This is a genomic window from Tatumella citrea, from assembly GCF_002163585.1.
Lineage (GTDB): Bacteria > Pseudomonadota > Gammaproteobacteria > Enterobacterales > Enterobacteriaceae > Tatumella > Tatumella citrea.
This window is the reverse complement of the sequence record NZ_CP015579.1, coordinates 1,924,513-1,948,177: the sequence shown is the minus strand read 5'-3', so window position 1 is coordinate 1,948,177 and position 23,665 is coordinate 1,924,513. Positions and strand designations below refer to the sequence as shown.

The window sequence follows — 23,665 nt, the reverse complement described above, 5'->3', positions numbered from 1 at the left end:
ACGGAGCTGAAATGGTACGTCTTGAAGATATCTGGTTATTTACCCGCGTGGCCGCACTCGGCAGTTTTTCTAATGCTGCCAGAGAGGCGGGTTTGCTGCCAGGTCAGGTCAGTGCCGCTATCGCCAGACTGGAGCAGCGGCTGGATACGCGTTTATTTGCCCGCTCTACCCGTAATCTGCGACTGACCGCAGAAGGCGAAAAGTATCTGCCGTTTGCCAGTGAAATGTTATCCGTTATGCAGGCAGGCCAGCAAAGTCTGAAAAGCGGCACAGATCAGCTACAGGGAACATTGCGGATTGCCCTGCCTTCAGACTGTGGACGTAATCTGTTATTACCCTGGATCAGCGATTTCTGTCAGCAACATCAGGGATTAACACTACAGTTATCGGTATCAGATCAACTGAGTGATGTTTTTCGTGATCCCATTGATGTTGCAATACGCTATGGCATTCCGGACAACCGGAGTTATGTGGCCAGAGTACTGGCTGACAGTAATCGTCGGGTTCTGGCAGCCTCGCCGGAATATCTGAAAAAACATGGCACTCCCGGGTCACTGGATGACCTACATCATCATCAGTGCCTGGTGTATAGCCTGAATGGTCACGTCTATGACAAATGGCAATTCCCTGAACAGGGTAAGCTTCGTCAGTTAAGTTTAAACAGTCGCTGGCAATGTGATGATGCCGACATTGTCCGGCGCTGGGCGGTGGACGGGCGTGGAATCGTTTATAAATCCTGGCTTGATGTCAGCAGTGATGTGCAGGCCGGGCGGCTTGAGATTGTCTTGCCGGAAATCCCCGGTGAAGCGGCCCCGCTGTATCTGATCTGCCCACATCGCCAGCAACTTTCCCCCGCCGTTCGGCAACTGTACAACGGTCTGAGTGATTACCTGCGAAAAATTACCCGCCAGCAGCCAGGCAGTGAATGATTTTTTCAGATGCGACAAATACGGCTTGATTAGGATCTGATCGGTTCCTAATATATCCGGATGAAAACCTCTTCTGAAACTCAACGTGCCGTTGGCCGTCCCCGTGAATTTGATTATGACCAGGTACTGGATGCAGCAATCCGCCAGTTTACTGTGGCCGGTTATCACGGTTCATCAATCAGCCTGCTTAGTCAGGCAACCGGGCTGACAGCCGGAAGCCTGTATAAAGCCTTCACCGACAAGCGCGGGCTGTTTCTGGCGGCACTGACCCGCTATGTGGATATTAACAATCAGCGTCTTGAAACATCCCTGTCAACTGCCGGTAATGGCATGCAACATATCAGGATTTTGCTGGATCACTACCTGGCCAACAGCAGTGGTGAAACAGGCAGGCTTGGTTGTCTGGTGGTTACCAGCGCCAGCGAACTGGCCTCCGGAGACCCTGAGATTGCCGCTCAGATAGCCCGGCTGATGAAACGCTACCATCAGCGGTTTGTGCGCTACCTGCAGCAAGGGATTACTGACGGTTCGGTCAGAGCAGATCTTGACCCGCAGGCCACCGCGTCACTACTGGTGGCTGTTTCTCAGGGGTTGCGGGTGCTGGGTAAATCCGGATTCTCCCTGCAACAGGCTGATGATATTCGCCAGACAATACTGAAGCTGACCCTGCCGTAAGGCATTCTGTTACGGCTTCACCCTTGTCCCGGATTTAACCCATAGCCGGTCTACAAAAGTCACCCGGCTCAGATAGCTGACTAAACGGTGGTGCCGGACCACGCGCATAATCACCCGTCAGTCTGAAGCAGATTATGATGTGAGTGGTTCACTGCCTGATCATGCTGGTCATTATCCCGCACAGCAGACTTCCAGCCTGCTGCTGTTTTATGATTCTCCCCCGCGAATTCGCAGTATCGCACAGCCGGGCTACCCTGTTATCCGGTCAGTCCCCTATACTGCGGGCCGACCGGATTACCGGCACCGGGCCCGGCGGTTTACCGGACCGCAAGCGCGTTAAGAGGTATATAGTCCTATGAATACATCATCCTCCGTTGCCGAAAACCGGCAGCGTGTTCTGCAGGTTGCAAAAGACATAATCAGCTGCAAGGGGTTTGCTGCGGTCGGACTCAACGAAATCCTCACCGCCGCCGGCATACCGAAAGGCTCTTTTTATTACTATTTCTCCTCTAAAGAAGAGTTTGGTGCTGCGATGCTGGAGGACTATTTCAGCCGTTATATGGAAGATATGGACCGGCTGATGAGCCTGAATCTGAGTGCCAGAGAGAGCCTGATGATTTACTGGCAAGACTGGCTGGAAACGGACAGTCAGCATATTCCTAAAGGGCATAAATGCCTGGCGGTCAAACTGGGTTCAGAAGTCAGTGATCTGTCTGACAGCATGCGTGAAGTGCTGGACCGCGGCACCGGTGAAATTATTCGTCGCCTGTCAATGCTGGTGGATATGCTGGCAAACCAGGAAAATTTCCGTATACCGCCGGAAGGCAGCCTGATGTTCGCCAGAAATCTCTACCAGTTATGGATAGGCGCCAGTATGTTAGGGAAAATTTCCGGAGATATTTTACCTTTGCAGTCCGCAATGACCCTGACCCGGCGCTTGCTGGAGTGCTGATTTCACTTGCCAATTAGTGCGACTGAGTGCCTCTGCTCTTACTCAACAGACGCTTTTTGCTTAACATCAAGACGACTGGTCTAATTGAAAGCAGGAGTATTTATGCAACAGACAACAGGGACTAACCGCCGCTGGGTATTGGCTTCGCGACCACACGGCAGTCCGACTGAAGATAATTTTCGTCTGGAAACCATTGATATCCCGCAGCCTGAAGATGGTCAGTTGTTACTGAGAACGGTTTATTTGTCACTCGACCCCTATATGCGGGGCCGGATGAGCGATGCTCCTTCTTATGCTGCCCCTGTCGAGGTTGGCGCAGTAATGGTTGGCGGCACGATTAGTCGCGTGGTGAGTTCCGGGCATCCTGATTTTAAGCCCAATGACTGGGTACTGGCTTATGCAGGCTGGCAGGATTACGCGGTGGCAGATGCAGGGACGGTGATAAATCTGGGTTCCCACCCTGACCATCCTTCATTGTCACTGGGTGTGGCTGGTATGCCAGGCTTTACCGCCTGGATGGGTCTGACCGATATCGGTCAGCCGAAATCCGGCGAAACGCTGGTGGTTGCAGCCGCCACCGGGCCGGTAGGAAGTACGGTGGGTCAGATAGCTAAAATGAAAGGCTGTCGCGTAGTCGGTATTGCCGGTAGTGATGAAAAATGCCGTGACGCCACAGAGAATGCCGGTTTCGACCTCTGTCTCAACCATCGGGACCCGGACTTTTCGCAAAAACTACGCCAGGCTTGCCCGCAAGGTATCGATATCTATTTTGAAAATGTCGGCGGAGCGGTATTTGACGCGGTAGTTCCTTTACTCAATCCCAAAGCCAGAATTCCGGTCTGTGGTGTGGCTGCACGTTATAACAATACTGATTCACCGCAGGGTCCTGACAGACTGCCGGCATTTATTAGCTCTCTGTTAAAAAAACGTATCCGCATTCAGGGTTTTATCATTTTTGATGACTATGCCCCGCATTTCCCCGCGTTTCGTACCATGATGGCAGAATGGCTGCGTCAGGATAAAATTTATTATCGCGAGGATATTGTTGAGGGGCTGGAACAAGCCCCACAGGCATTTAGTGGAATGTTACAGGGTCACAATCACGGTAAGCTGGTGATACGAGTCGCTGCTGACTGACAACCGCAAAGACGGATAGTCACAGTAAAGCCTCCGGTCATCCGGCGGTGAATACCAAACGCTACTGGCCGATTGCGCAGTAACTTTGAAATTTAATCTGGTAAATCAGAAGGACAATAAGATGACTGCTTACGTAATTTTTATTCGCGATGAAACCGTTGATCAGGACGAAATGCAGGTTTACAGCGAAAAAGCCTCTGCAGCACGCGGCGACCATCCGATGACCCCGCTGGCTTTTTACGGCGCGGCAGAAGCACTGGAAGGCCCGGGAACTGAAGGTGTGGTATTACTGAAGTTTCCGGATATGGAGGCGGCTAAAGCCTGGTATTACAGCCCTGCTTACCAGGAAGCGAAGCAGCACCGTCTGAAAGGTGCGAAGTATCGCGTCGTACTGACTGACGGAATCGCATAATTGCAGGTCGCTGCCAGCAGCACGCTGTGACAGCGACCCGAAAAATGCGTTCACGCTACTGATGATTTAGTAGCCGCGGTGGGGATCAATCACCCCGCTCATTTCTTCTCCACGGTCATGGCGAAGAATGTTTTCCAGTAACACTTTTACTGAAGATTCAGAGCGGGTTTCACTGGCCATATGAGGCGTCAGCCAGATTCCGGGATGAGACCAGAACGGATGGCCTACCGGTAATGGCTCGGGATCGGTCACATCGACTATCGCATGGCTTAACTGCCCGCTATCCAGTGCCAGCAGCAAATCGTCATGATTCAGTTGCTGGCCTCTTCCGGCATGAACCAGCGAAGCTCCTGTTGGTAACTGGTCAAACAAAGAGCTGCATAAAATCCCACGGGTGAGTGCGGTCAGTGGCAACAAACACACCAGAATATCAGTGTTCGCCAGAAATTCTGCCAGTTGCTCATCACCATGCCAGCAACGTACCCCGGAAATGGTTTTCTCCGTGCGACTCCAGCCGGCACAGCTGAATCCCAGCGAGATTAACTGACTGGCCGCTGCCTGACCCAGCGTTCCCAACCCCAGAATGCCGACCCGACAGTGCTCCGCCTGTGGTGCCGGATGTTTTTGCCAGAGTTGTTGTTGCTGTTGTTGCAGATAACGAGGCATACCACGCTGTAAGGCAAGCACCGAAAAAGTAATATAGCCCACCATATCCTGTTTGAGGCCTGGCTCAATCATTCTTACTACTTTGACACCTTCCGGTAACAATGAATAATTGAACTGGTCTGCTCCGGCGCCTACCGAAAAGATCACCTGCAGATTAGGAAATAACTGTTGTAAATCAGGCGGGATTTCCCAGCACACCAGATACTTTACTGCCTGTGGGTCTCCGGCCTCCGGCCAGATAAAAAATTGTTGGTCCGGGGCATGTTCTGCCAGCCAGGTTTTCCAGATTTGTCCGCGTTCTGTGTTCGAATGATAATAAACAATGCTCATTAGCCCATCGCTTGTGTCATAAACCCAAAGTCCAGCATGCCACCTTCAGTTTTAACGGGTGGCATACCACGAATCATCAGTAACGGGGTGTCAACTATCGGCAGCCCGCACACTGTCAGCCACTCAGAAAATGAGGTATCTCCATGCGTATCAATACGCAAAAACTCGCCCGCCAGCGAAGCGGCACAATGACTAAATAACAGTCTCGCATCCCGCTCATTGCGGGCGATTAAGGGGCCAGCCTGATATCCATGTCCAAATTTACGCAGACAAACAAAACCGTCGATCTTTCCTTGTTGCTCCAGCACCCACAAGGCTTCTGAGGCAAATAATTGCTGATACAGTGCCGGTCGATAAAGCCCGTGAGCCTGCTGGTCAAAATCAATAATCTGTGGCAGTTCCCCTTCATTCAGACGGCGAATCTGCTGTTCTTTTGCGAGCACTGGTGCTGGCAAAACCGGCAGTTGTGCAAACTGATGCTGGTGGACAGTACCCTGTACAGTAAAACCAAATTTCTGATACAAGCCTTTACCTGCCTCAGTCGCATGCAGCCGAACATTGGTGCCGGCGACTTTTTCCAGCAGAGTACTTAACATTGCTTTACCAATCCCGGCGCCCTGAACCGCAGGATCAACAATCACCAGCCCCAGGGTGCTGCGCTGTTCTCCCCAACGCCAGACCAGCGCACAACCGACAATCTGTTGATCCTGAACAGCAACCACGCCCTCTCCGAGTGAAAGTGCCTGTTGCCAGTCTTGCAGCCGGTGTGGCCAGTGCATCATTTGGGTCAGCCGGTATCCGGCAGGTAAATCCTCCGGCTCCATACGACGCAACTCAAAACTCATCCGGACTCCTTAGACGATTTTCATTTCCACAGCCAGAACATAAGCTGAGCTTCAGCATAAGCGCTTAACCGTTTGGGGTAAATCATCTTTGTCACCGCCAGGCGGCGGAAAACAGGCTCAACCCTGCCTGAGATGTAAACATCCATTAATGATTGTTCACAATATACGATTGTTTTACTATCGAATGTCCGGTGAGCGTGGACAGACACTCGCCGGATAGTGTGATTTCGTGGTCTGCTTCTCCGGAAGCGGAATATCACGGTTCAGGGTATTCATAACTCAGTAAGGTAATAATTCAGTGAAAAAAATCGTATCTGCCGTTTTTCTGGCCGGCTTGTTTTGTGTCAGTGCTACTGCCAGCGCTCAGGAAGTATTACGTTTTGCCGTCGATCCGACGTTTCCGCCATTCGAATTTAAAGGCGCCGATGGTTCTCTGCAGGGATTCGATATTGATATCGGTAATGCGATTTGCAAACAGGCACAGGTAAAATGTGAATGGACAGAACTGGGGTTTGATGCACTTATCCCTGCTCTGAAGGCCAAAAAGTTTGATGCCATCCTTTCTTCCATGTCACGCACTGAAAAACGTGAACAACAGATTGCCTTCTCTGACATGATCTATCACACCCCAAATGCTCTGGTCGTGCCAGAGGGTAGTAAAATCACCGACGATGTCGCGACCATGAAAGGCAAAACTATCGGTGTTGCTCAGGGAACAACCCAGGAAGCCTGGGCTAAAGCCAAATGGGCACCAGCCGGAGTTCAGGTGGTTTCTTATGCGAACCAGGATCAGGTCTATCCTGATTTAGTGGCAGGTCGTCTGGATGGTACGCTGACTGATGCAGTGACCGCGGATAATGGCTTCCTGAAAACCCCGCAAGGCAAAGGTTATTTTATCAGCGCGAAACCGGAAGATAAGGCGTTCTTTGGTCAGGGATCAGGGATTGGCCTGCGCAAGGGAGATACCGCGCGTCTGACGCTAATCAACAATGCGATTGCTGCGATTCATAAAAGCGGTGAATACGATCGTATTGAGAAAAAATACTTCACCTTCAGTGTCTATCCGAAGATGTAATATTTACCCCGGCCTGCTGGCCGGGGATTTAATCTGTAACCACAAAACAGCGACCGGCCAGGCCGGTTAACGGCAATGTTGCTGAACCAGTTTCACAAAAAATGATGCTCCGGCAGAGATAATCTGATCGTTAAAATCATAGCCCGGATTATGCAGTGAACATCCCTGTTTCCCTTCCCCGTCGTTCCCCAACAAAAAATAGGTTCCCGGACGTTTTTCCAGCATAAAGGAGAAATCTTCGCTACCGGTAGATGGAATAATATTGTCTTCAACTGCATCGCGGCCAAAAACTTCGATAGCCAGTGCTTTGGCCTCAGCCGTATGCTTATCGCTGTTGGTCAGCACAGGATAAGACTCATAGACCTGCAGACTGGCGCTGGCACCATAGCTTTTCGCAGTCAGCTCACAAATTTCGTGAATCCGGCGGATCAGTAATTCACGCACCTCCGGCTTCATTGCTCTTACTGTCAGTTCCATTTCCGCAGTTTCCGGAATTACGTTTGAGGCAAATCCTGCATGAAAGGTACCCACAGTAACAATAGCCGTTTCACCCGGGGTAACATTACGGGAAACAATCGTTTGCAGTGACATAACCAGCGCTGAAGCAACCAGAATAGGGTCAACCGTGGTTTCCGGATGAGCGCCGTGGCCCCCTTTGCCCTGCACCGTCACTTTCACTGTATCTGCCGAGGCCATAAAATGTCCGGCATAAAAACCAAATTTACCGGCGGTTAAACCCGGACGGTTATGCAGCGCATAGACTGCATCACAGGGAAATCGCTCAAACAGACCGTCTTTAATCATCAGGTCTGCCCCGCCAATCGCCTCTTCTGCCGGCTGAAAAATAAGATGTACAGTACCGTCAAACTGACACTCATCCTCCGCCAGGTACCTGGCAGCGGCCAGTAATATGGTGGTGTGACCATCATGGCCACAGGCATGCATTCTGCCAGGATGGGTACTGGCGTAGCTTAATCCTGTCGCTTCCTGAACCGGTAGTGCATCCATATCAGCACGCAGGCCAATCGATTTGTCAGAAGTGCCTTTTTTCAGAGACCCTACCAGCCCGGTTTTCCCGAGCTCACGGGTTACCTGATAACCCCACTCTGTCAGTTTTTCTGCCACAAACTGACTGGTTTCATATTCTTCAAGGCTCAGTTCCGGGTGTGCATGCAGATGGCGGCGAATAGCAATCATCTCGGGTTCATAGCGTTTAATTCCCGGAATAACAAAGTCTGACATAGTGCTCTCTCTTGTTCTGTTTATTGTGTTTGCATTTCCACTCTCAGAATATCAGGCATTTTCTAAAAAATAAGCAGAATTCGCCGCCTGCAGCTTATATTTTATCGTTTTTTTTAATCTTATTAGCTGCGATAAAAATATGGGGTTTAAAAAAGATAAAATATATCGCCCTGAATAGTTTTCAGCTGTTCACCGCCGGTGAAAAACTTTGCAACCGTCGGCATTTTTTTTGCACCCGATTGCGTAAATTTATTGCACCCGGTAGCGAAAAAATTGCACCCGGTAGCAACCATTTCTGTATTATTTTGTTACATTACAGTCTGTGGGGTTTTTGTTATCCTTTTAACATTTCAGGAATGATAGTCGTCGCATCAGACAGCCTGTGCAACAACATGATTTATTGATTTATTTTCCAAAAACGCTCTGTACCAGGCAGTGTAACCGCTTCCACAAGATCACCTATTCTCCACCCCCTGTCCGTTTTTGCTTAACAGCACTGTTAAAATCTGTGTGTTTTGGCGTTACGCAAATGATTATACTAACGGCCGTTATTAGTTAACCGATGCAAAATTGTTAACTTTAAATACGCAACGTGTCTCTTTTTACACACTTTTCAGTGAGCAAAATAAATAACATCAGGAAGCCTGAATGATTGATATGTTAAATATGATATCGCGCAGGCGCATATTGCAGGGGATGGGGGCATTGGCCGCCACAACATTACTTCCGTCTGGTATTTTACCGGCATTCGCGGATACTCCTGCAAACAGCGACTTTAACGATATATCCAGGTTGTTAACCGGCCGCAATACTTTATCGGCTGAATTTAGTAGCGCGCTTTTTTCTGCCTTCACGAAAATTGATAGCCGCTTCCCACAGCAACTGGCTCGCCTGAAACAGTGGATCACTGCTAATTCCGTCCCGGCAGCTGACCTGCAGAAACGTCTGACCGCCGACAGCTCTGTCGCGGATCTGGCCGGATTACCGGCACTGATTCTGACCGGCTGGTATCTGGGTATTGCCGGCAGCGGCGACAAAGCTGTCTGCGTCACCTATGTCGATGCTCTGGCAAATCAGGAAGTTGCATCGGTGCTGAACCCGCCTACCTACGCCTATGGCGCCTATGGCAGTTGGGCCACAAAACCTTTTTAACTCCGACGCTCAGCAAGCGTGATCAAACTTATAAACTGTGAGAAGTGAAGGAATGTCTGAGACTATTTCTACTGACATCGTCGTGATTGGTTCCGGCGTTGTAGGTTCGTTAACAGCCAGAAAACTGGCTTTGGCAGGACGTAAAGTTCTGATGCTGGAAGCAGGTCCGCGTATTCAGCGTGACCAGATTGTCAGCAATTTTCGCCATTCGGCACGTAAAGACGATTTTATCGCCCCGTACCCAAACTCTGAAATCGCACCATTTCCTGACTATAAGCCGGAAGATAACGGCTATTTAGACCAGACAGGGCCTAAAGATTACAAGCCGGAATATTTGCGTGTTGTCGGTGGCACCAGCTGGCACTGGGCAGCTCAGGCCTGGCGCCTGGTTCCGAATGATTTTCGACTGAAATCACAGTATGGCGTGGGTCGTGACTGGCCGATCAGTTATGAAGATCTGGAACCCTATTATTATGAAGCCGAGATTTTGTGGGGTGTTTCCGGTCCTGCAGAAATGGCTAAATACTCGCCGCGCAAGCATCCCTATCCGATGGAAGGGGTGAAAATGTCTTATCTTGAACAACGGGTCACCGCGCGACTGGCACCCAAATATGAAGTTCTGACCAACACCACCGGTCGTAACTCCGTTCCTTATGACGGTCGTCCACAGTGTTGCGGCAATAATAACTGTATGCCAATCTGCCCGATTGATGCACAGTATCACGGCGGTATTGCTGCTGCTGCCGCTGAGATTGCCGGGGTTAAACTGATCCCTCAGGCAGTTGTTTATAAGCTTGAACATAACAGTCACGGTAAAATTACTGCTCTGCACTACTATGACTGGAATAAACAATCGCATCGTGTCGAAGCTGAAATCTTCGTGATGGCGGCTAACGCTGTCGAAACCCCACGTATTCTGATGCTGTCAGCCGATGATAAAAACCCGAATGGGTTATGCAATAACTATGATCAGCTGGGACGTAATCTGATGGATCACCCGTCGAATTCCGCAACTTTCTACGTAGACGAGCCTCTCTGGCCAGGTCGTGGACCGATGAGCCCTTCATCTATCCAGCAATTGCGTGATGGTGCATTCCGTTCAGAGTCAGCGGCTTTCCGTATTGATATCTCTAACTCCTCACGGGTTGCCGGTGTTACTGCCGGAGCGATTAAAGAAGGCCTGACCGGAGCCGATCTGGACAGCGCTATTCTGTATCGCGCCTCACATGAACTGAGCATTAAAAACGTTCTGGAGCAGTTACCTGATCCGAAAAACCGCACCATGCTGAGCACCCGTAAAAAAGATGCCCTCGGTCTGCCGGTTCCTGCGTTCTCGTACTCTTTTGATGAATATATCGAGAAAGGCATGCAGCACTCGCTGGAAGTCTATGCCGATATCGCCCGCATGCTGGGTGCCACGAATGTCCGTTATTCGACTCCGGGTGTGTATAGCAACAACCAACACATCACCGGAACCCTGGCAATGGGCACCGATGAAAAAACCTCAGTGACCGACCATGTGGGTAAAGCCTGGGAATACGACAACCTGTATATGGTGTCTACCGGGGTGATGCCAACAGTGGCCACTGCTAACTCCACGCTGACCGCCTGTGCTCTGGGCTTACGCACCGCTGACGCCATTCTTGGCAAAATCTGAGGAGAGCCATCATGAAAAAACTGCTTTCCCTGTGTATCGCGGGTGCCCTGGCCGGGATCATGCTGAATAGTGCCGCCATGGCTGAAGACAGCAATGCTCAGAGCCTGATCGCAAAAGGACAGTATCTTTCGGTAGCCGGTGACTGTGCTGCCTGTCATACCACCAGCGGAGGAAAACCTTTTGCCGGCGGTCTGGCTATTGCCACACCGATTGGCAAGATATTCTCCACCAATATCACTCCGTCAAAAACCTCCGGCATTGGCGATTACTCGCTGCAGGAGTTTGAAAAAGCGGTTCGTCAGGGAGTAAGAAAAGACGGCGCCAATCTCTATCCGGCGATGCCTTACACTTCTTATGCCAAAATTTCCGATGAGGATATGCAGGCTCTGTATGCTTATTTCATGCATGGCGTTGCGCCTGTGGATGAGAAAGGCCCGCAAACTGCCCTGCCATTCCCGTTCAATATTCGTCTGTCGATGGCGGGCTGGAACCTGATTTTTGCCGGAGACAAACCATTTACGCCAGACAGTAACCAGTCAGCAGAATGGAACCGCGGCGCTTATCTGGTTCAGGGTCTGGCTCACTGCTCCACCTGCCATACCCCGCGTAATGCTTTGATGGCTGAAGAGTCTGGCCAGGCGCTGGCTGGTGCTTCTCTCGGTACCTGGTTTGCACCAAATATTACCCCGGATGCCCATGCAGGGATTGGCAAATGGTCAGCCAGTGATTTAGCCACTTATCTGTCTACCGGTCGTTCACCGAACGGTTCTCAGGCTGGCGGCCCGATGCTGGAAGCTATCGATAAAAGCTTTAGTAAACTTTCTCAGTCAGATATTAATGCGATAGTGACCTATGTGCGTTCCGTGAAGCCTCAGTCAGCCAATGCCGCTCCGGGCCAGGTACCTGCCAGTGCCCCGGTAGTGTCCGATTTTGCGCTGATGAATGGAACAGCTTCTGATGGCGCGAAGCTGTATGAAGCTCACTGCTCCACCTGCCACCAGGCCTCTGGTCAGGGCAGCAATGGCTTACCGGCTTTATATGGTAACGCCGCGCTGCATCGTCCGGTAGCGGATAACGCAGTCATGGCTATCCTGGACGGCCTGACTCCGACTCAGGGCCAGGCTATGCCGTCGTTTAAAACTGCCATGAATGATCAACAGATTGCCACCCTGACCAACTACCTGTTTAAAACCTTTGGCGATGCCGGTGTTCAGACCACCGCAGACAGAGTTAAGGTATTACGGGAAGGTGGAGCACCATCTCCGTTACTGGCGATTGCCAAAGGCGGGATGATAGCTGCGGTGATCGTGGTATTACTGCTGATAGTGGGCGGAGTGATGGTTAAATCGCGGCGTAAACGCCGTTAAACCGGCTTAACTTTGCTGAGTGACACAGGCGTCCGGTTAACCCCGGACGCCTTTTTTATCTAAGTAAACACCCGCCAGAGTTACCGACGGGTTAACAGAAATATAGCAGGAGGAGATTAGAAATCGACACTCATTGACAGTTTCACCGTACGCGGATCGCCCTGAGTCAGATAGCCATTGCTCTGACCAACGGTTTCCCAGTATTTCTTATTGGTGACGTTTTCAAGACCTGCACGCCAGGTCAGTCGGGTAGACTGCAACGGCATCACGTACTGTACCCCAAGATCAAGTCTCGTCCAGGAAGGCAACTTCATCGTGTTTTCAATATCATAATACTGGTGGCTGGTATGAATTAATGTACCAGAGACCGTTACGCCTTGCAGACCTGGCAGATCCCATTCCGAACCCAGCACCCACTGATTATGTGCAACACCCACGGCATCCTTACCACTGGAGCCGTCACTGGTATTATGCATTACTGGTCTCAGCCACGTGCTGCCAGCATTAACACGCCAGCCAAGGATCGGTTCACCAAATACGTTAACTTCAATACCCTGGTTTCGCTGCTCTCCGGTCAGACGGTAATACTGGTCACTGTCCAGCCGCCCCACCATTTTACGCATATCAAATACGGCCAGATTTCCGCCAAATATCTCTCTTTGTACTTTAAGTCCGACTTCATTTTGCCGGGTACGACCGATCCCGGGAACCTGTCCGGCATTCAGTGAATTGGATGGTGCCGCCGGTGATGCCTGTAAACCTTCGATATGGTTAGCATACAAAGATAACCAGTCCTGTGCTTTCCACACCACTCCGTACACCGGTGACCAGCGGTGTGCATCGAACGCAGCATCGGTATCTTCAGCTCCTGTGTACTCATAATTACGTACCCTAATTTTCTGGTAACGGGTCCCTACGGTAAACAGCAGTTTATCGTCTAATACACCAACGGTATCAGAGAATGAAGCACCGTTATTGGTGGTACGACTACGTACTGATGGTGCCTGCATGTGGCCGCCGAAATAGATCATATCTCCGGCATAAACATTTGACGGGTTATAGATATTTGGCCCTGTAAAAGCACCTGACATCTCATAGGCACTTGCCGCCCGATTATAAATTCCTGAGTATCCGACGTTGATTTGATGGCTGACCGGGCCAGTATAGAACTTACCACGAACTCCTGCCATTCCTGTCAGTGTGTCGGCGGTGTAGTGAGTATCCAGCCGGTTCATGGTGGAATCGCCCTGCAGATCCGATACCACAGGAGAGGCACTGGCTGACCATTCATTGGTATGGTTAGCACCGATTGCACTGTAGAAAACCCAGTCATCATTCAGATGATAGTCATTCTTCAGCATTGCATAACGGGTCGTCAGGTCGGCATAATTCCAGGGTTGACCGTAATTGGTACGCGGGTCAGGTACTGCCGGTATTTCGGTCAAAGTACTTTTTAGTTTAATACCCTGGCGGCCGTTATGAATTGAGCTTTTGACGTAGCCAAGATCCAGCGAGCTTTCCAGTTTATCTCCATGATAATCCAGACCGAGGAAGGCTCCGGTAGTACGATCTTTCTCGTTGTGGATTTCAGTTTCACCTTCACGATCAACGACGTTGAACCGCACACCAAACTGATCATTATCACCGAAGCGTTGTCCGATATCGGCACTGACACCTGGCTGCTTACGCGAAGTGTAATCCACGCTCACCCGGCGGGTCGGAACGCTGGTGGCATGTTTAGATTCGATATTAATATTACCACCCACTCCGGTTCCGGCAGCCGGGACACCGTTCATAAAGGCACTGGAACCTTTAATAACTTCGACCCGTTCCACATCTTCCAGTGGCAGAATTTGTCGCGGCAAAATTCCGTACAGACCATTCATTGCAATATCGTCACCGTACAGATCAAAGCCACGGATTCGGAAACCTTGTGAAAAGTTACCATAGCCCCGGACGTTCTGAATGGATGAATCGTTCTTAACTACATCCTGAAGCGTTCTGGCCTGCTGGCTGACTATCAGTTTTGAGGTATAGCTGATGACATTAAACGGTACATCCAGCGCTTTCTGCTCACCCAGCACCCCAAGTCTGGCTCCGTTAGCAATGCCCCCGTCAAGAAAGGCCGGCACCTGATCCTGTCCGTTATTGGTAGTATCTGAATTTGGTTTGGCCCGAACCACCAGCGTATTATCTTTGCTGTTAGCACTGTTGTTATCTGCCGCCAGCGCGTAGGTACTGATCGGCAATAATGCCATTAACACTGCCTGTCTCAGCTTGCCGGGTTTAAGGTTACTGCCACGTCTTTTCATCTGTTTGCCTGGTTTAAAATTATGAACTAACCGGAAAGGGAATGCCTTCAAAGTGTAAGTTTTTAAACATAACCGGTAACAATTGGTATAAAGCGTAAGATAGTAATGTAACTTGTTATCATTTGCATTAATATTCAGATGATTTTATTGCGGACAGCAGAAAAGGCCATTTCACGCATTTGAAATAACCACTTAACCGGCATAAAAGGGTTAACGTGTTGTATTTTGGCCCCTTCTCCCTGCACCACTGGCAGTGTCAGGATATTACCGGAAGGCTGCGTAGCCTGTTTGTTGTTGGTAATGACAAAAAACGGAATGATAGCGGAGGTTACCGTAGCTTTGCAGTTGAAAGCGGGTGAAATGATGGTGGAATTGTGGCGCAAACTGCACTCACAGACGATTCTGCTGCAGGCGCCCGGCTGACTCCGGGCGCCCGTTTAGTTACCCCTGTTCTGTGTGACGGCGCCCCAGCTGAGAAATCACATCTCTGGAAACATTAAGCCGTTGCTCAGCGGTTAATTCGCTTAACTGTCCCTGGTGCATTTCCAGAATCCGGTCTGCAACATCGAAGTAATCATCATCGTGACTGATAATAATTAATGTTTTGCCCTGAGCCTGGAACCACGGCAGTAATTCGCGGTAAAAATAGCGCCGGAACTGTGGGTCCTGCTCGGCGGCCCATTCATCAAGAAACAGAATGTCGCGTTTTTCGGCCAGTGCCAGCAACAATGCTACCCGCTTTTTCTGTCCCTGAGACAGTTCCAGGGTACTCAGATGATGGTTTTCCACACTGATTTTGCCCTGCATCCCCATCTTTTCCAGCCACTGTTCCATCAGAGCCTGATCGCCCGGCTGTGGATCGACAAACAAGGTTTTAAACAGATAGGGTTGAGTGAATACCACCGAAAACAGCGATTTTAATCGCGCATTGTCAAGCGGCTCTCCGTCCAGCCAGACCCGCGCCTGTGGATCATGATATAACCCGGCCAGCATCAGACTGACTGTAGATTTCCCCGAACCGTTAGCTCCGATAATAAATACGATTTCACCACGTTGCAGAGTGGCATTGACCGGGCCTACCTGAAATCCGGTTTTCGGATAGTTCCAGCGAAGATTCTCCCAGTGCAGAGTTTTCCAGTCTGACGGCACCGGTGCAGCAGCCCGCTGCTGTTCCGCAGGCTGAGGCGGAAAAATCTCATTAATCTTTTTAAACGCCAGCTCGCCGGTCAGCAAGGTCGGCCAGGCGCCTATCGCCTGCAACAGCGGGGAACGCATAAACAGCACAGTGAGTGAGAACGAGGTGGCAATGGTTTCTGAGATCCAGCCCAGTGCCTGAGATGCCAGGAAAATCAGGCCAATCAGCCCCAGCATCATGATATTTGACCAGTTAATAGCCGACAGATGAAAACTATCGGCACGAATAATATGTTGCCGGTATCCCAGAGCTGCCTGCTGGTAGTCATTATCATAGAAATGTCTGGCTCTGGCCGGATTCAGCCCCAGCTCTTTTTTACCGTGAATCACTACCTGAAACACATCCTGCAAATCACTCTCAAAATCACGGACATGGCGGATATGTTCATAGACCCTGGCGACCATCCGGTATCCCAGATAAAAAGTGAGGCCCATCCAGACCACCACAATCGCCAGTACCGGTAATGACAGATAGCCAAGATAGATAACAGCCACGCCACCCAGCACCACACCCTGAATCAGTTCCGGCAACCGGACAAATGCCAGAGTAATATTACGAATATCCGGCCCCAGCAGCGACAGTAATTCACCATTGCCCTGCTGTTCCAGTTTATCCAGTGGGGTTGCCATCATTTGTAAAATCATCCGGCTTCGTTTTTGCCAGATAAAATGATGACCAAGTGCCGTGAGTGTCCATTGTGCCGCCAGGGTGATCAATAACAGCAGAATCAGCAACCCTGCCAGTCGGGCCAGCCCGCCATACAGTGAACTTTCATGAGACAGTGTCTGATTGATATAAGAAATGGTGAAGATGCCAAGGCAGGCACTGAGCAGATTCAGCAGGATAATGCCGCTGATCGCCAGGAAATGTTGTTTAAGAATCGATTTTAGTAGCGACATAATTCACAGTAAAAAAATCCCGCCGGGAATACCGGCGGGTTAACAGGAATATCAACGGGCGGATTAGAAATCGACACTCATTGACAGTTTCAGAGTACGTGGGTCTCCCTGCACCAGATAACCATCGGCCTGATCGACCTGAGCCCAGTATTTCTTATTGGTCACGTTTTCGATACCTGCACGCCAGGTCAGACGGTTATTCTGCAACGGCATCACATATTGCACGCCCAGATCCAACCGCGTCCAGGATGGCAGCTTCATCGTATTTGAATCATTGTAGTACTGGTGACTGGTATGCAGCAGCTTACCGGAAACAGTCACTCCCTGCACCCCAGGCAGATCCCATTCAGAACCCAGTACCCACTGATTACGTGGTACACCGACCGCATCCTTACCATCGTTGCCATCCTGAGTATTATGAACCACCGGTTTTAGCCAGGTACTTCCGGCATTGATGCGCCAGCCGAGAATCGGCTCACCAAATACGTTAAACTCAACGCCCTGGTTACGTTGTTCACCATCCAGAGTATAAAGCGTGGTGCCATCTGTCTGCTTCACGCTTGTGCCGTACATTTTGCGCATATCGAACACAGCCAGGTTTCCGCCGAAGCGCTCACGCTGAACTTTGATGCCCACTTCGTTTTGCCTGGTGCGCATAATACCTGGAATCTGACCGTAATTAGAATCACCGTAAGGTGCTGAAGAAGCTGCCTGCAAACCTTCCACATGGTTGGCATACAGAGATAACCAGTCCTGAGCTTTCCAGACTACTCCGTAAACCGGAGACCAGCGGTGTGTATTAAACTGACTTGCAATCACCGGAGTATAATTGTAGTTAATCACCCGCAACGTCTGATAGCGCGCACCAGCAGTAAACAGCAATGTATCGTTCAGCACACCAAGTGTGTCAGACAGTGAAATACCGTTATTGGCGGCACGACTACTCACTGTAGGGGCCTTCAGATTACTACCTGAATATATCCAGTCCTCAGTATTCGCATAGCCTGGATTATAAATATTAGGTCCCGGGATATAACCGGTCATCAGATATCCGCTGGCCGCCCGGTTATAGATTCCGGAATAGCTCAGGTTAACCTGATGGCTGACGTCACCAGTGTAAAACTTACCGCGAATCCCCGCCTGGCCACTGATAGTATCGGTGGTATAATGCGTATCCAGCCGGTAGAGCTGTGTATTACCTTTTAAATCTTCGACAATCGGTGAGCCGGTAGCCGACCATTCATTGTTATGACTGGCACCGACCGCAGTATAAAATACCCAGTCATCATTCAGATGATAGTCATTTTTCATCATCGCATAACGGGTAGTCAGATCAGAATAGTTCCATGACTGACCATAGTTAGTGCGTGGGCTGGGTACGTCCGGAATGCCGGTTAATCCGCTGTCCAGCGTAATTCCCTGGCGACCGTGATGGATGGTCGATTTAACGTAACCAAGATCCAGCGAGCTTTCCAGTTTATCGCCATGATAATCCAGACCAATGAACGCAGCAGTAGTACGATCCTTCTCTTTATGAATCTCAGTTTCACCTTCGCGGTGAACCACGTTAAACCTGACGCCAAACTGATCGTTGTCACCGAAGCGTTGACCGATATCGGCACTAATCCCTGGCTGTTTACGTGAGGTGTAATCCACTGTCACACGGCGGGTTGGCAGGCTGTTAGCGTGTTTTGATTCAATATTAATATTGCCGCCTACCCCGGAGCCCGCAGCAGGGACGCCATTCATAAAGGCACTGGAGCCTTTAATCACTTCCACACGATCCACATCTTCCAGTGGCAGAATCTGGCGCGGCAGAATACCGTACAGACCATTCAGCGAAACATCATCCGCATCCAGATCAAAACCACGAATACGGAACCCCTGCGCAAAGTTACCGAAACCACGGACGTTCTGGATAGAAGCATCATTGGTTACGATATCTTCCAGGGTTCTGGCCTGCTGGCTGTCGATCAGTTTTGAGGTATAGCTGATTACGTTAAACGGCACATCCAGCGCTTTCTGCTCACCGAGCGCGCCCAGCCGTGCACCGTTGGCAATCCCGCCATCAAGGAACGCCGGAACCGGGTCCTGTCCGTTATTAGTAGTATCTGCATTTGGTTTGGCACGCACCACCAGCGTATTACTGGCAGAGCTGGTGTTGGTATTGTCTGCCGCCAGCGCATAAGTACTGATCGGTAGCAGTGCCATCAGCACCGCCTGACTCAACATTGCCGGTTTAAAAGAGTTGTTGCGTTTGTTCATTTTTTTGCCTGGTTAAGAAATAAAATCACAAATAGCGAGGACAATGGTCGTCGCATGTAAATATTCCAACAGTAGGTATTAAAAATGGTACAAAACGTAAGATAGTAATGTAACTATTTATCATTTGCATTATTATTCATCAGATTTTAATGCGCATAACGGAAAAAGGCCATGTCATTAATGGAGACCACCGCTGAACCGGTATTTACTGGGGTTCCTGCCAGCATCGTTTGCCAGCCGGAAACGTTCAGCAGCCTGTTGCCTGCTCACTGGCAGACGCTCTCTGCCGCAGGGAAGACTGCCTGGATGTCATTATGGTCACAGTGGTACTTCGCCGGCACTCTTTTAGGCTGGGCGGATCAGTTATGTAGCGAACATCAGTCCTGCCCGCTCTGGGAATTCAGAGGACAACTGCAGATTAATGACCGGGGCTGCCCGGAACACTGGCTTAATCGTGGCAATCTCAGCGCCTCGCCGACCGAAAGCCAGCAACGTCAGCATTTGGATCTTCTGATCCACCGCTTTATCACCCCTGTCTGCCAGACCCTGGCAGCATTTGCCGCCGATAATCTCACCGTGTTCTGGAGCAATGCTGCCGTCCGGCTATGGCAGGGAATGCAACGAGCTATTGAGAAACAGGCTGATGTCAGGGTATTGCAGGAGCTGTTCTCTGCCCCTCGTCTGGCCGATGACCAGGTCAACCGGCTATTTTCTCCTCTGCGCAGTGTGGTGAAGGAAGATGGCACTGAACAGATGCAGCGCCGCCATTGCTGCCTGATATTCCGGCTGGATGAATTTGAGAAATGTCCCTCCTGTCCGTTGCAGAAATGCACCAAAAATTAATCCCATGAGACATCACGTGAATAATCAGCAAACTGCTGCTGCGGCAGCAACTTTTAGCCTGACACAGGCGCAGGTCAGTATTGATAATCGCCAGTTACTTAAACCGCTATCCCTGGAATTTACTCCTCACCGGGTGACAGGATTAATTGGTCATAACGGCTCGGGAAAATCTACGCTTATCAAGTTGCTCAGCCGGCAAAACCCGGGGTTCTCCGGTACCGTGCAATGGAACGGCAAACCGCTTTCTGAGTGGGGTGCCAGAGAATTTGCCCGCCAGGTTGCTTACCTGCCGCAAAGTCTGCCTGCCGCTGAGGGAATGACGGTTGCAGAACTGGTCGCCCTTGGTCGTTACGCCTGGCACGGTGCGCTCGGTAAAATGAGTGAGCATGACCGGCAGTCCATCGACCAGGCGATTGCCAGTGTTGATCTGAGCTGGGCTACCGACCATCTGGTCGAAAATCTCTCGGGTGGTGAGCGTCAGCGTGCATGGATTGCGATGTGTGTGGTTCAGGGCAGCCACTGCTTATTACTGGATGAACCGACTTCCGCTCTGGATATCGCTCATCAAAAAGAAGTGTTATCGGTGATTCAGCAACTGTGCCGCCAGCGGCAGTTAACCGTTATTATGGTGTTGCATGATATCAATATGGCGGCGCGTTTTTGCGACGAATTTGTCGCCCTGAAACAGGGTGAGCAGATCTTCCACGGCAGTGTGGCCGACCTGATGACTGAGCAACGACTGGAACAGATTTACAGCGTCCCGATGGGAGTTATTCATCATCCGGATAGCGGGGATCTGATCAGTTATGTCAGATAGTGTTTACCACCCTTTGCTGTCAGGTAATTACAGCCGCAGGCAGTTAATCTCGAAATCGGCTCTGCTGCTGGCTGCCGCGGGATTACCCGCCTTTGCCCGTGCCGGTCAGTTATCCGGCAGGACTTCACCTCGTACCGTGGCACTGGAATGGTCCGCAGTAGAAACGCTGTATGCTCTGGGGCTGACTCCGGTGGCAATGAGTGATATTACCGGTTACAACAACTGGGTTTCCCAACCGGCAATCCCCCCACAGGTTGCAGAACTCGGGTTACGTACCGAACCTAACCTCGAACTGCTGGCCAGTTTAGCCCCGGATTTACTGATCCTTCCTGAACATTCGCCGTTATCAGTGCCCCGCCTGCAACAGATTGCCCCGGTGTGGCAATACCCGTTTGCTGTTGCCGGCAAATCGCTGCTCAGTGTAGCCACAGATAACATCCTGCAACTGGCATCACGACTGGACCGGCAAACTCAGGCCCGACAATATTTGTCCGGTTATGCACAGCAACAGGATCTTTACCGCCAGCAACTGCAACCTTTTGCCGGTAAGAAAATACTGATGTTTTCGTTGATGTCATCACGCCAGGCGCTGGTTTTAACCCCGGACAGTATTTTTGGCGAAGTACTGCAACATCTTGGCCTGCAATGTGCGTGGCAAGGAGCGACCAGTATCTGGGGCAGCGTGATTATAGGGATAGAACAGTTACTCACTTGTGACGCTGACTATGTTTTGCAGTTTTCTCATAATGATCAGTCCTTACTGGACAGCCTGGCCGGTTCACCGGTCTGGCAAAAAATGCCGTTTAATCAGAATCACCGGCGCTGGCTGGTCGAGCCGGTTTGGCTGTACGGCAGTCTTTATTCAGCACAGCGCTTTGCAGCAACACTGACGCAGGTATCAAAGGAGTGGCATGCGTAAATCCACGGTAGTCCCGATTATTCTACTGTTAGTTGCCGTGGTTGTGACTTTGCTGGTAATTAACACCCTGCACTATTTTTTTCCGGGGCATGGCGAGTCTCTGTCTCCCCTGGCGGCACACAATCTGCAGCTGCAAAGTATGCTGTTGTTCCAATACAGCTTCCTGCCACGGATTGCCGTTGCGTTACTGGCCGGAGCCTCCCTGGGTCTGGCCGGATGGTTATGCCAGCTGTTGCTAAAAAACCCGTTAGCTGAACCGGCCACACTTGGGATTGCATCGGGGGCGCAACTGGGGCTGACCGTCGCTACACTGCTGGGTGGCAGCGTCATGCTGAGTCAGGGCCTGTCCCTGACCGGTGCGATGATCAGCGCTTTGATCATTTTTGTGCTGAGTAGCCAGCGTCAGTTATCCCCACTGACCCTGCTGCTGACCGGACTGATTATCGGTTTGTTTTGTTCTGCATTGCAAAACGGTATTGCCTTGTTCAGACATGAACAATTGCAAAGCCTGTTTATCTGGAGCAGCGGTAATCTGACTCAGAATGACTGGTCGGTCGCAAAGGTGCTGGCTCCTGTCCTGCTGCTGATCGTGCTGCTGGTGTTACTCTTTTCCAGACCGCTGAATCTGCTGCGATTGTCCGACACTATGGTTAACAGCCTCGGGGGACGCAGCCAGCGTATCCGGCTGGGGGGATTGTTGCTGGTCACTCTGGCCGCAGGCTGGACGGTCAGCCAGGTGGGCATCATCGGTTTTATCGGGCTGTTTGCCCCACAGATCTGTCGGTTGTTGCCTCATAAACGTTTTATCAGCCATCTGCTGCTGGTGATGATGTTTGGTGCGTTAGTCCTGCTGGCCTGTGATCAGCTCTCGGTACTCAGCCAGTATGCCGGCTACCAGTTTACCGCAGGTAATATTACGGCTATTGGTGGTATTCCGCTGATGCTGTTTATCATTGCTAAAGCGCGGTTTATAACCACTCCTGATTTACGACCCCCGGTTCGTCATACCGTGATGATGACCGGTACAAAATACGTACTGACAGGTCTGTTACTGCTGCTGGTCACTTTACTGGCCGAAAGTATTACCCGCAACGCTCATGGGCTGGTACTTAACTGGCATGATCCTCTGGCTTTCCGGTGGCCGCGGGCTGTGGTCGCAGGCAGTTGCGGCGCTCTGCTGGCTATCGGCGGGGTGATTTTGCAGCGGCTGACCGCTAACCCGCTCGCCAGTCCGGAAGTTCTGGGGGTCAACAGTGGTGCGGCTTGCGGCGTGGTGTTAATGCTGATCTTTTTCCCTGCTACCGGCAGTATCGGTATTTTCCCTGCGGCACTGGCAGGCGCGTTACTGAGCCTCGCCATAATCATCTGTTTTGCCTTCGGCAGTTATTCATCGTCTTCACGTATTCTGCTGGCTGGTACCGCGTTAAGTGCGCTGGCCGCAGCGGTGATTAGTCTGTTACTGGCCAGTGGTGCCCCTAATGCCAGTCAGATTATCAGCTGGCTTTCCGGTTCGGCCTGGGGAGCCACTCCGCAGATGGCACTGAGCGGCTTGCTGATTGTGGTTATTGCCCTGCCACTCTCCCTGCTGTTCAGCCGCTGGCTGACGCTGTTGCCGCTGGGTAGTCAGGTGGCATCTTCGCTCGGCCTGGCGTTGCGCCCGGTCACCGGGGTGCTGTTGGTCTACTGTGCAGTGCTGAGTGCCTGCGCCACTTTGCTGCTCGGCCCGATGAGTTTTATCGGATTACTGGCACCCCAGGTAACCCGCCAGACAGGCGTCCGGCATGTAGCCGTGGCATTACCTGTCGCAGCGACGACAGGCGCAGTTCTGATGATTCTGGCAGATACTCTGGGGCGGATGGTCATCTGGCCGTTTCAGATTCCGGCAGGGGTAATGGCGGTACTGCTTGGAACGCCGGTATTTGTCTGGCTGTTATGTCGTAAAAGCAGCGGATAAGGGTTAACCGCCCGTCGGTGAC

Annotated in this window: 19 protein-coding genes; 13 read left to right on the top strand and 6 right to left on the bottom strand. The window is 51.0% G+C overall.

All coding sequences use genetic code 11. The features are described 5' to 3' along the window. Positions 1–11 precede the first annotated feature (11 nt). From A7K98_RS09265 to A7K98_RS09240, 5 genes are all read left to right on the top strand, one after another. Complete coding sequence (locus A7K98_RS09265; protein ID WP_087488295.1) at positions 12–929, top strand: LysR family transcriptional regulator; 918 nt, start codon at positions 12–14, stop codon at positions 927–929. Between the two features lie 60 nt (positions 930–989). Continuing rightward, a complete protein-coding gene (locus A7K98_RS09260) occupies positions 990–1,604 on the top strand; it encodes a TetR/AcrR family transcriptional regulator (protein WP_087488294.1) in 615 nt (204 codons plus the stop codon). A 355-nt stretch (positions 1,605–1,959) separates the two neighbouring features. Beyond that, positions 1,960–2,556: a TetR/AcrR family transcriptional regulator gene (locus tag A7K98_RS09250; protein ID WP_087488292.1), complete on the top strand. Its 597-nt coding sequence runs from the start codon at positions 1,960–1,962 to the stop codon at positions 2,554–2,556. Between the two features lie 102 nt (positions 2,557–2,658). Then, a complete protein-coding gene (locus A7K98_RS09245; protein WP_087488291.1) occupies positions 2,659–3,693 on the top strand; it encodes an NADP-dependent oxidoreductase in 1,035 nt (344 codons plus the stop codon). A gap of 121 nt (positions 3,694–3,814) precedes the next feature. Continuing rightward, positions 3,815–4,105: a DUF1330 domain-containing protein gene (locus A7K98_RS09240; protein WP_087488290.1), complete on the top strand. Its 291-nt coding sequence runs from the start codon at positions 3,815–3,817 to the stop codon at positions 4,103–4,105. Positions 4,106–4,171: 66 nt separating this feature from the next. On the opposite strand, the gene A7K98_RS09235 is transcribed toward A7K98_RS09240, so the two are convergent. Beyond that, a complete protein-coding gene (locus tag A7K98_RS09235; RefSeq protein WP_087488289.1) occupies positions 4,172–5,101 on the bottom strand; it encodes a 2-hydroxyacid dehydrogenase in 930 nt (309 codons plus the stop codon). Beyond that, positions 5,101–5,946: a GNAT family N-acetyltransferase gene (locus tag A7K98_RS09230; protein WP_232461612.1), complete on the bottom strand. Its 846-nt coding sequence runs from the start codon at positions 5,944–5,946 to the stop codon at positions 5,101–5,103. Before A7K98_RS09230 ends, A7K98_RS09235 begins: the two co-directional genes overlap by 1 nt. 298 nt (positions 5,947–6,244) lie before the next feature. Here A7K98_RS09230 and A7K98_RS09225 point away from each other — a divergent pair, with 298 nt between their 5' ends. Next, positions 6,245–7,021, top strand: a complete 777-nt coding sequence (locus A7K98_RS09225; protein WP_087488288.1) for a lysine/arginine/ornithine ABC transporter substrate-binding protein — start codon at positions 6,245–6,247, stop codon at positions 7,019–7,021. 66 nt (positions 7,022–7,087) lie between these two features. On the opposite strand, the gene A7K98_RS09220 is transcribed toward A7K98_RS09225, so the two are convergent. Next, positions 7,088–8,263 (bottom strand): M20 aminoacylase family protein, encoded by a 1,176-nt coding sequence (locus A7K98_RS09220; RefSeq protein ID WP_087488287.1) that lies wholly within the window; start codon positions 8,261–8,263, stop codon positions 7,088–7,090. 648 nt (positions 8,264–8,911) lie between these two features. Here A7K98_RS09220 and A7K98_RS09210 point away from each other — a divergent pair. The 3 genes from A7K98_RS09210 to A7K98_RS09200 are packed head-to-tail and all read left to right on the top strand — an operon-like array spanning position 8,912 to position 12,439. Continuing rightward, complete coding sequence (locus A7K98_RS09210; protein ID WP_087488285.1) at positions 8,912–9,415, top strand: sugar dehydrogenase complex small subunit; 504 nt, start codon at positions 8,912–8,914, stop codon at positions 9,413–9,415. A 52-nt stretch (positions 9,416–9,467) separates the two neighbouring features. Continuing rightward, positions 9,468–11,072, top strand: a complete 1,605-nt coding sequence (locus A7K98_RS09205) for a GMC family oxidoreductase (RefSeq protein ID WP_087488284.1) — start codon at positions 9,468–9,470, stop codon at positions 11,070–11,072. An 11-nt stretch (positions 11,073–11,083) separates the two neighbouring features. Beyond that, positions 11,084–12,439 carry a cytochrome c gene (locus A7K98_RS09200; protein WP_087488283.1) on the top strand — a complete coding sequence of 452 codons (1,356 nt, stop codon included), beginning with the start codon at positions 11,084–11,086 and terminating at the stop codon, positions 12,437–12,439. A 116-nt stretch (positions 12,440–12,555) separates the two neighbouring features. Here A7K98_RS09200 and A7K98_RS09195 read toward each other — a convergent pair whose 3' ends face one another. The 3 genes from A7K98_RS09195 to A7K98_RS09185 form a co-directional block, all read right to left on the bottom strand. Next, the gene (locus tag A7K98_RS09195; protein ID WP_087488282.1) at positions 12,556–14,751 is read right to left on the bottom strand and encodes a TonB-dependent receptor; all 2,196 of its coding nucleotides are present in this window, start codon (positions 14,749–14,751) and stop codon (positions 12,556–12,558) included. A gap of 441 nt (positions 14,752–15,192) precedes the next feature. Next, positions 15,193–16,845 carry a multidrug ABC transporter permease/ATP-binding protein gene (locus A7K98_RS09190; RefSeq protein WP_087488281.1) on the bottom strand — a complete coding sequence of 551 codons (1,653 nt, stop codon included), beginning with the start codon at positions 16,843–16,845 and terminating at the stop codon, positions 15,193–15,195. A gap of 63 nt (positions 16,846–16,908) precedes the next feature. Further along, a complete protein-coding gene (locus A7K98_RS09185) occupies positions 16,909–19,110 on the bottom strand; it encodes a TonB-dependent receptor (protein ID WP_087488280.1) in 2,202 nt (733 codons plus the stop codon). A gap of 171 nt (positions 19,111–19,281) precedes the next feature. On the opposite strand from A7K98_RS09185, the gene fhuF reads away from it, so the two are divergent. From fhuF to fhuB, 4 genes are read left to right on the top strand one after another with little or no spacing between them, the layout of a single operon-like run. Beyond that, positions 19,282–19,953 (top strand): siderophore-iron reductase FhuF, encoded by a 672-nt coding sequence (gene fhuF / locus A7K98_RS09180; RefSeq protein ID WP_087488279.1) that lies wholly within the window; start codon positions 19,282–19,284, stop codon positions 19,951–19,953. Positions 19,954–19,957: 4 nt separating this feature from the next. Further along, the gene (locus tag A7K98_RS09175; RefSeq protein ID WP_087488278.1) at positions 19,958–20,770 is read left to right on the top strand and encodes an ATP-binding cassette domain-containing protein; all 813 of its coding nucleotides are present in this window, start codon (positions 19,958–19,960) and stop codon (positions 20,768–20,770) included. Continuing rightward, entirely contained in the window at positions 20,760–21,689 is a 930-nt protein-coding gene (gene fhuD / locus A7K98_RS09170) for a Fe(3+)-hydroxamate ABC transporter substrate-binding protein FhuD (protein ID WP_087488277.1), read from the top strand. The genes A7K98_RS09175 and fhuD overlap by 11 nt, the downstream gene beginning before the upstream one ends. Beyond that, positions 21,682–23,643: a Fe(3+)-hydroxamate ABC transporter permease FhuB gene (gene fhuB, locus A7K98_RS09165; protein ID WP_087488276.1), complete on the top strand. Its 1,962-nt coding sequence runs from the start codon at positions 21,682–21,684 to the stop codon at positions 23,641–23,643. Before fhuD ends, fhuB begins: the two co-directional genes overlap by 8 nt. The last annotated feature ends 22 nt before the right edge of the window (positions 23,644–23,665 follow it).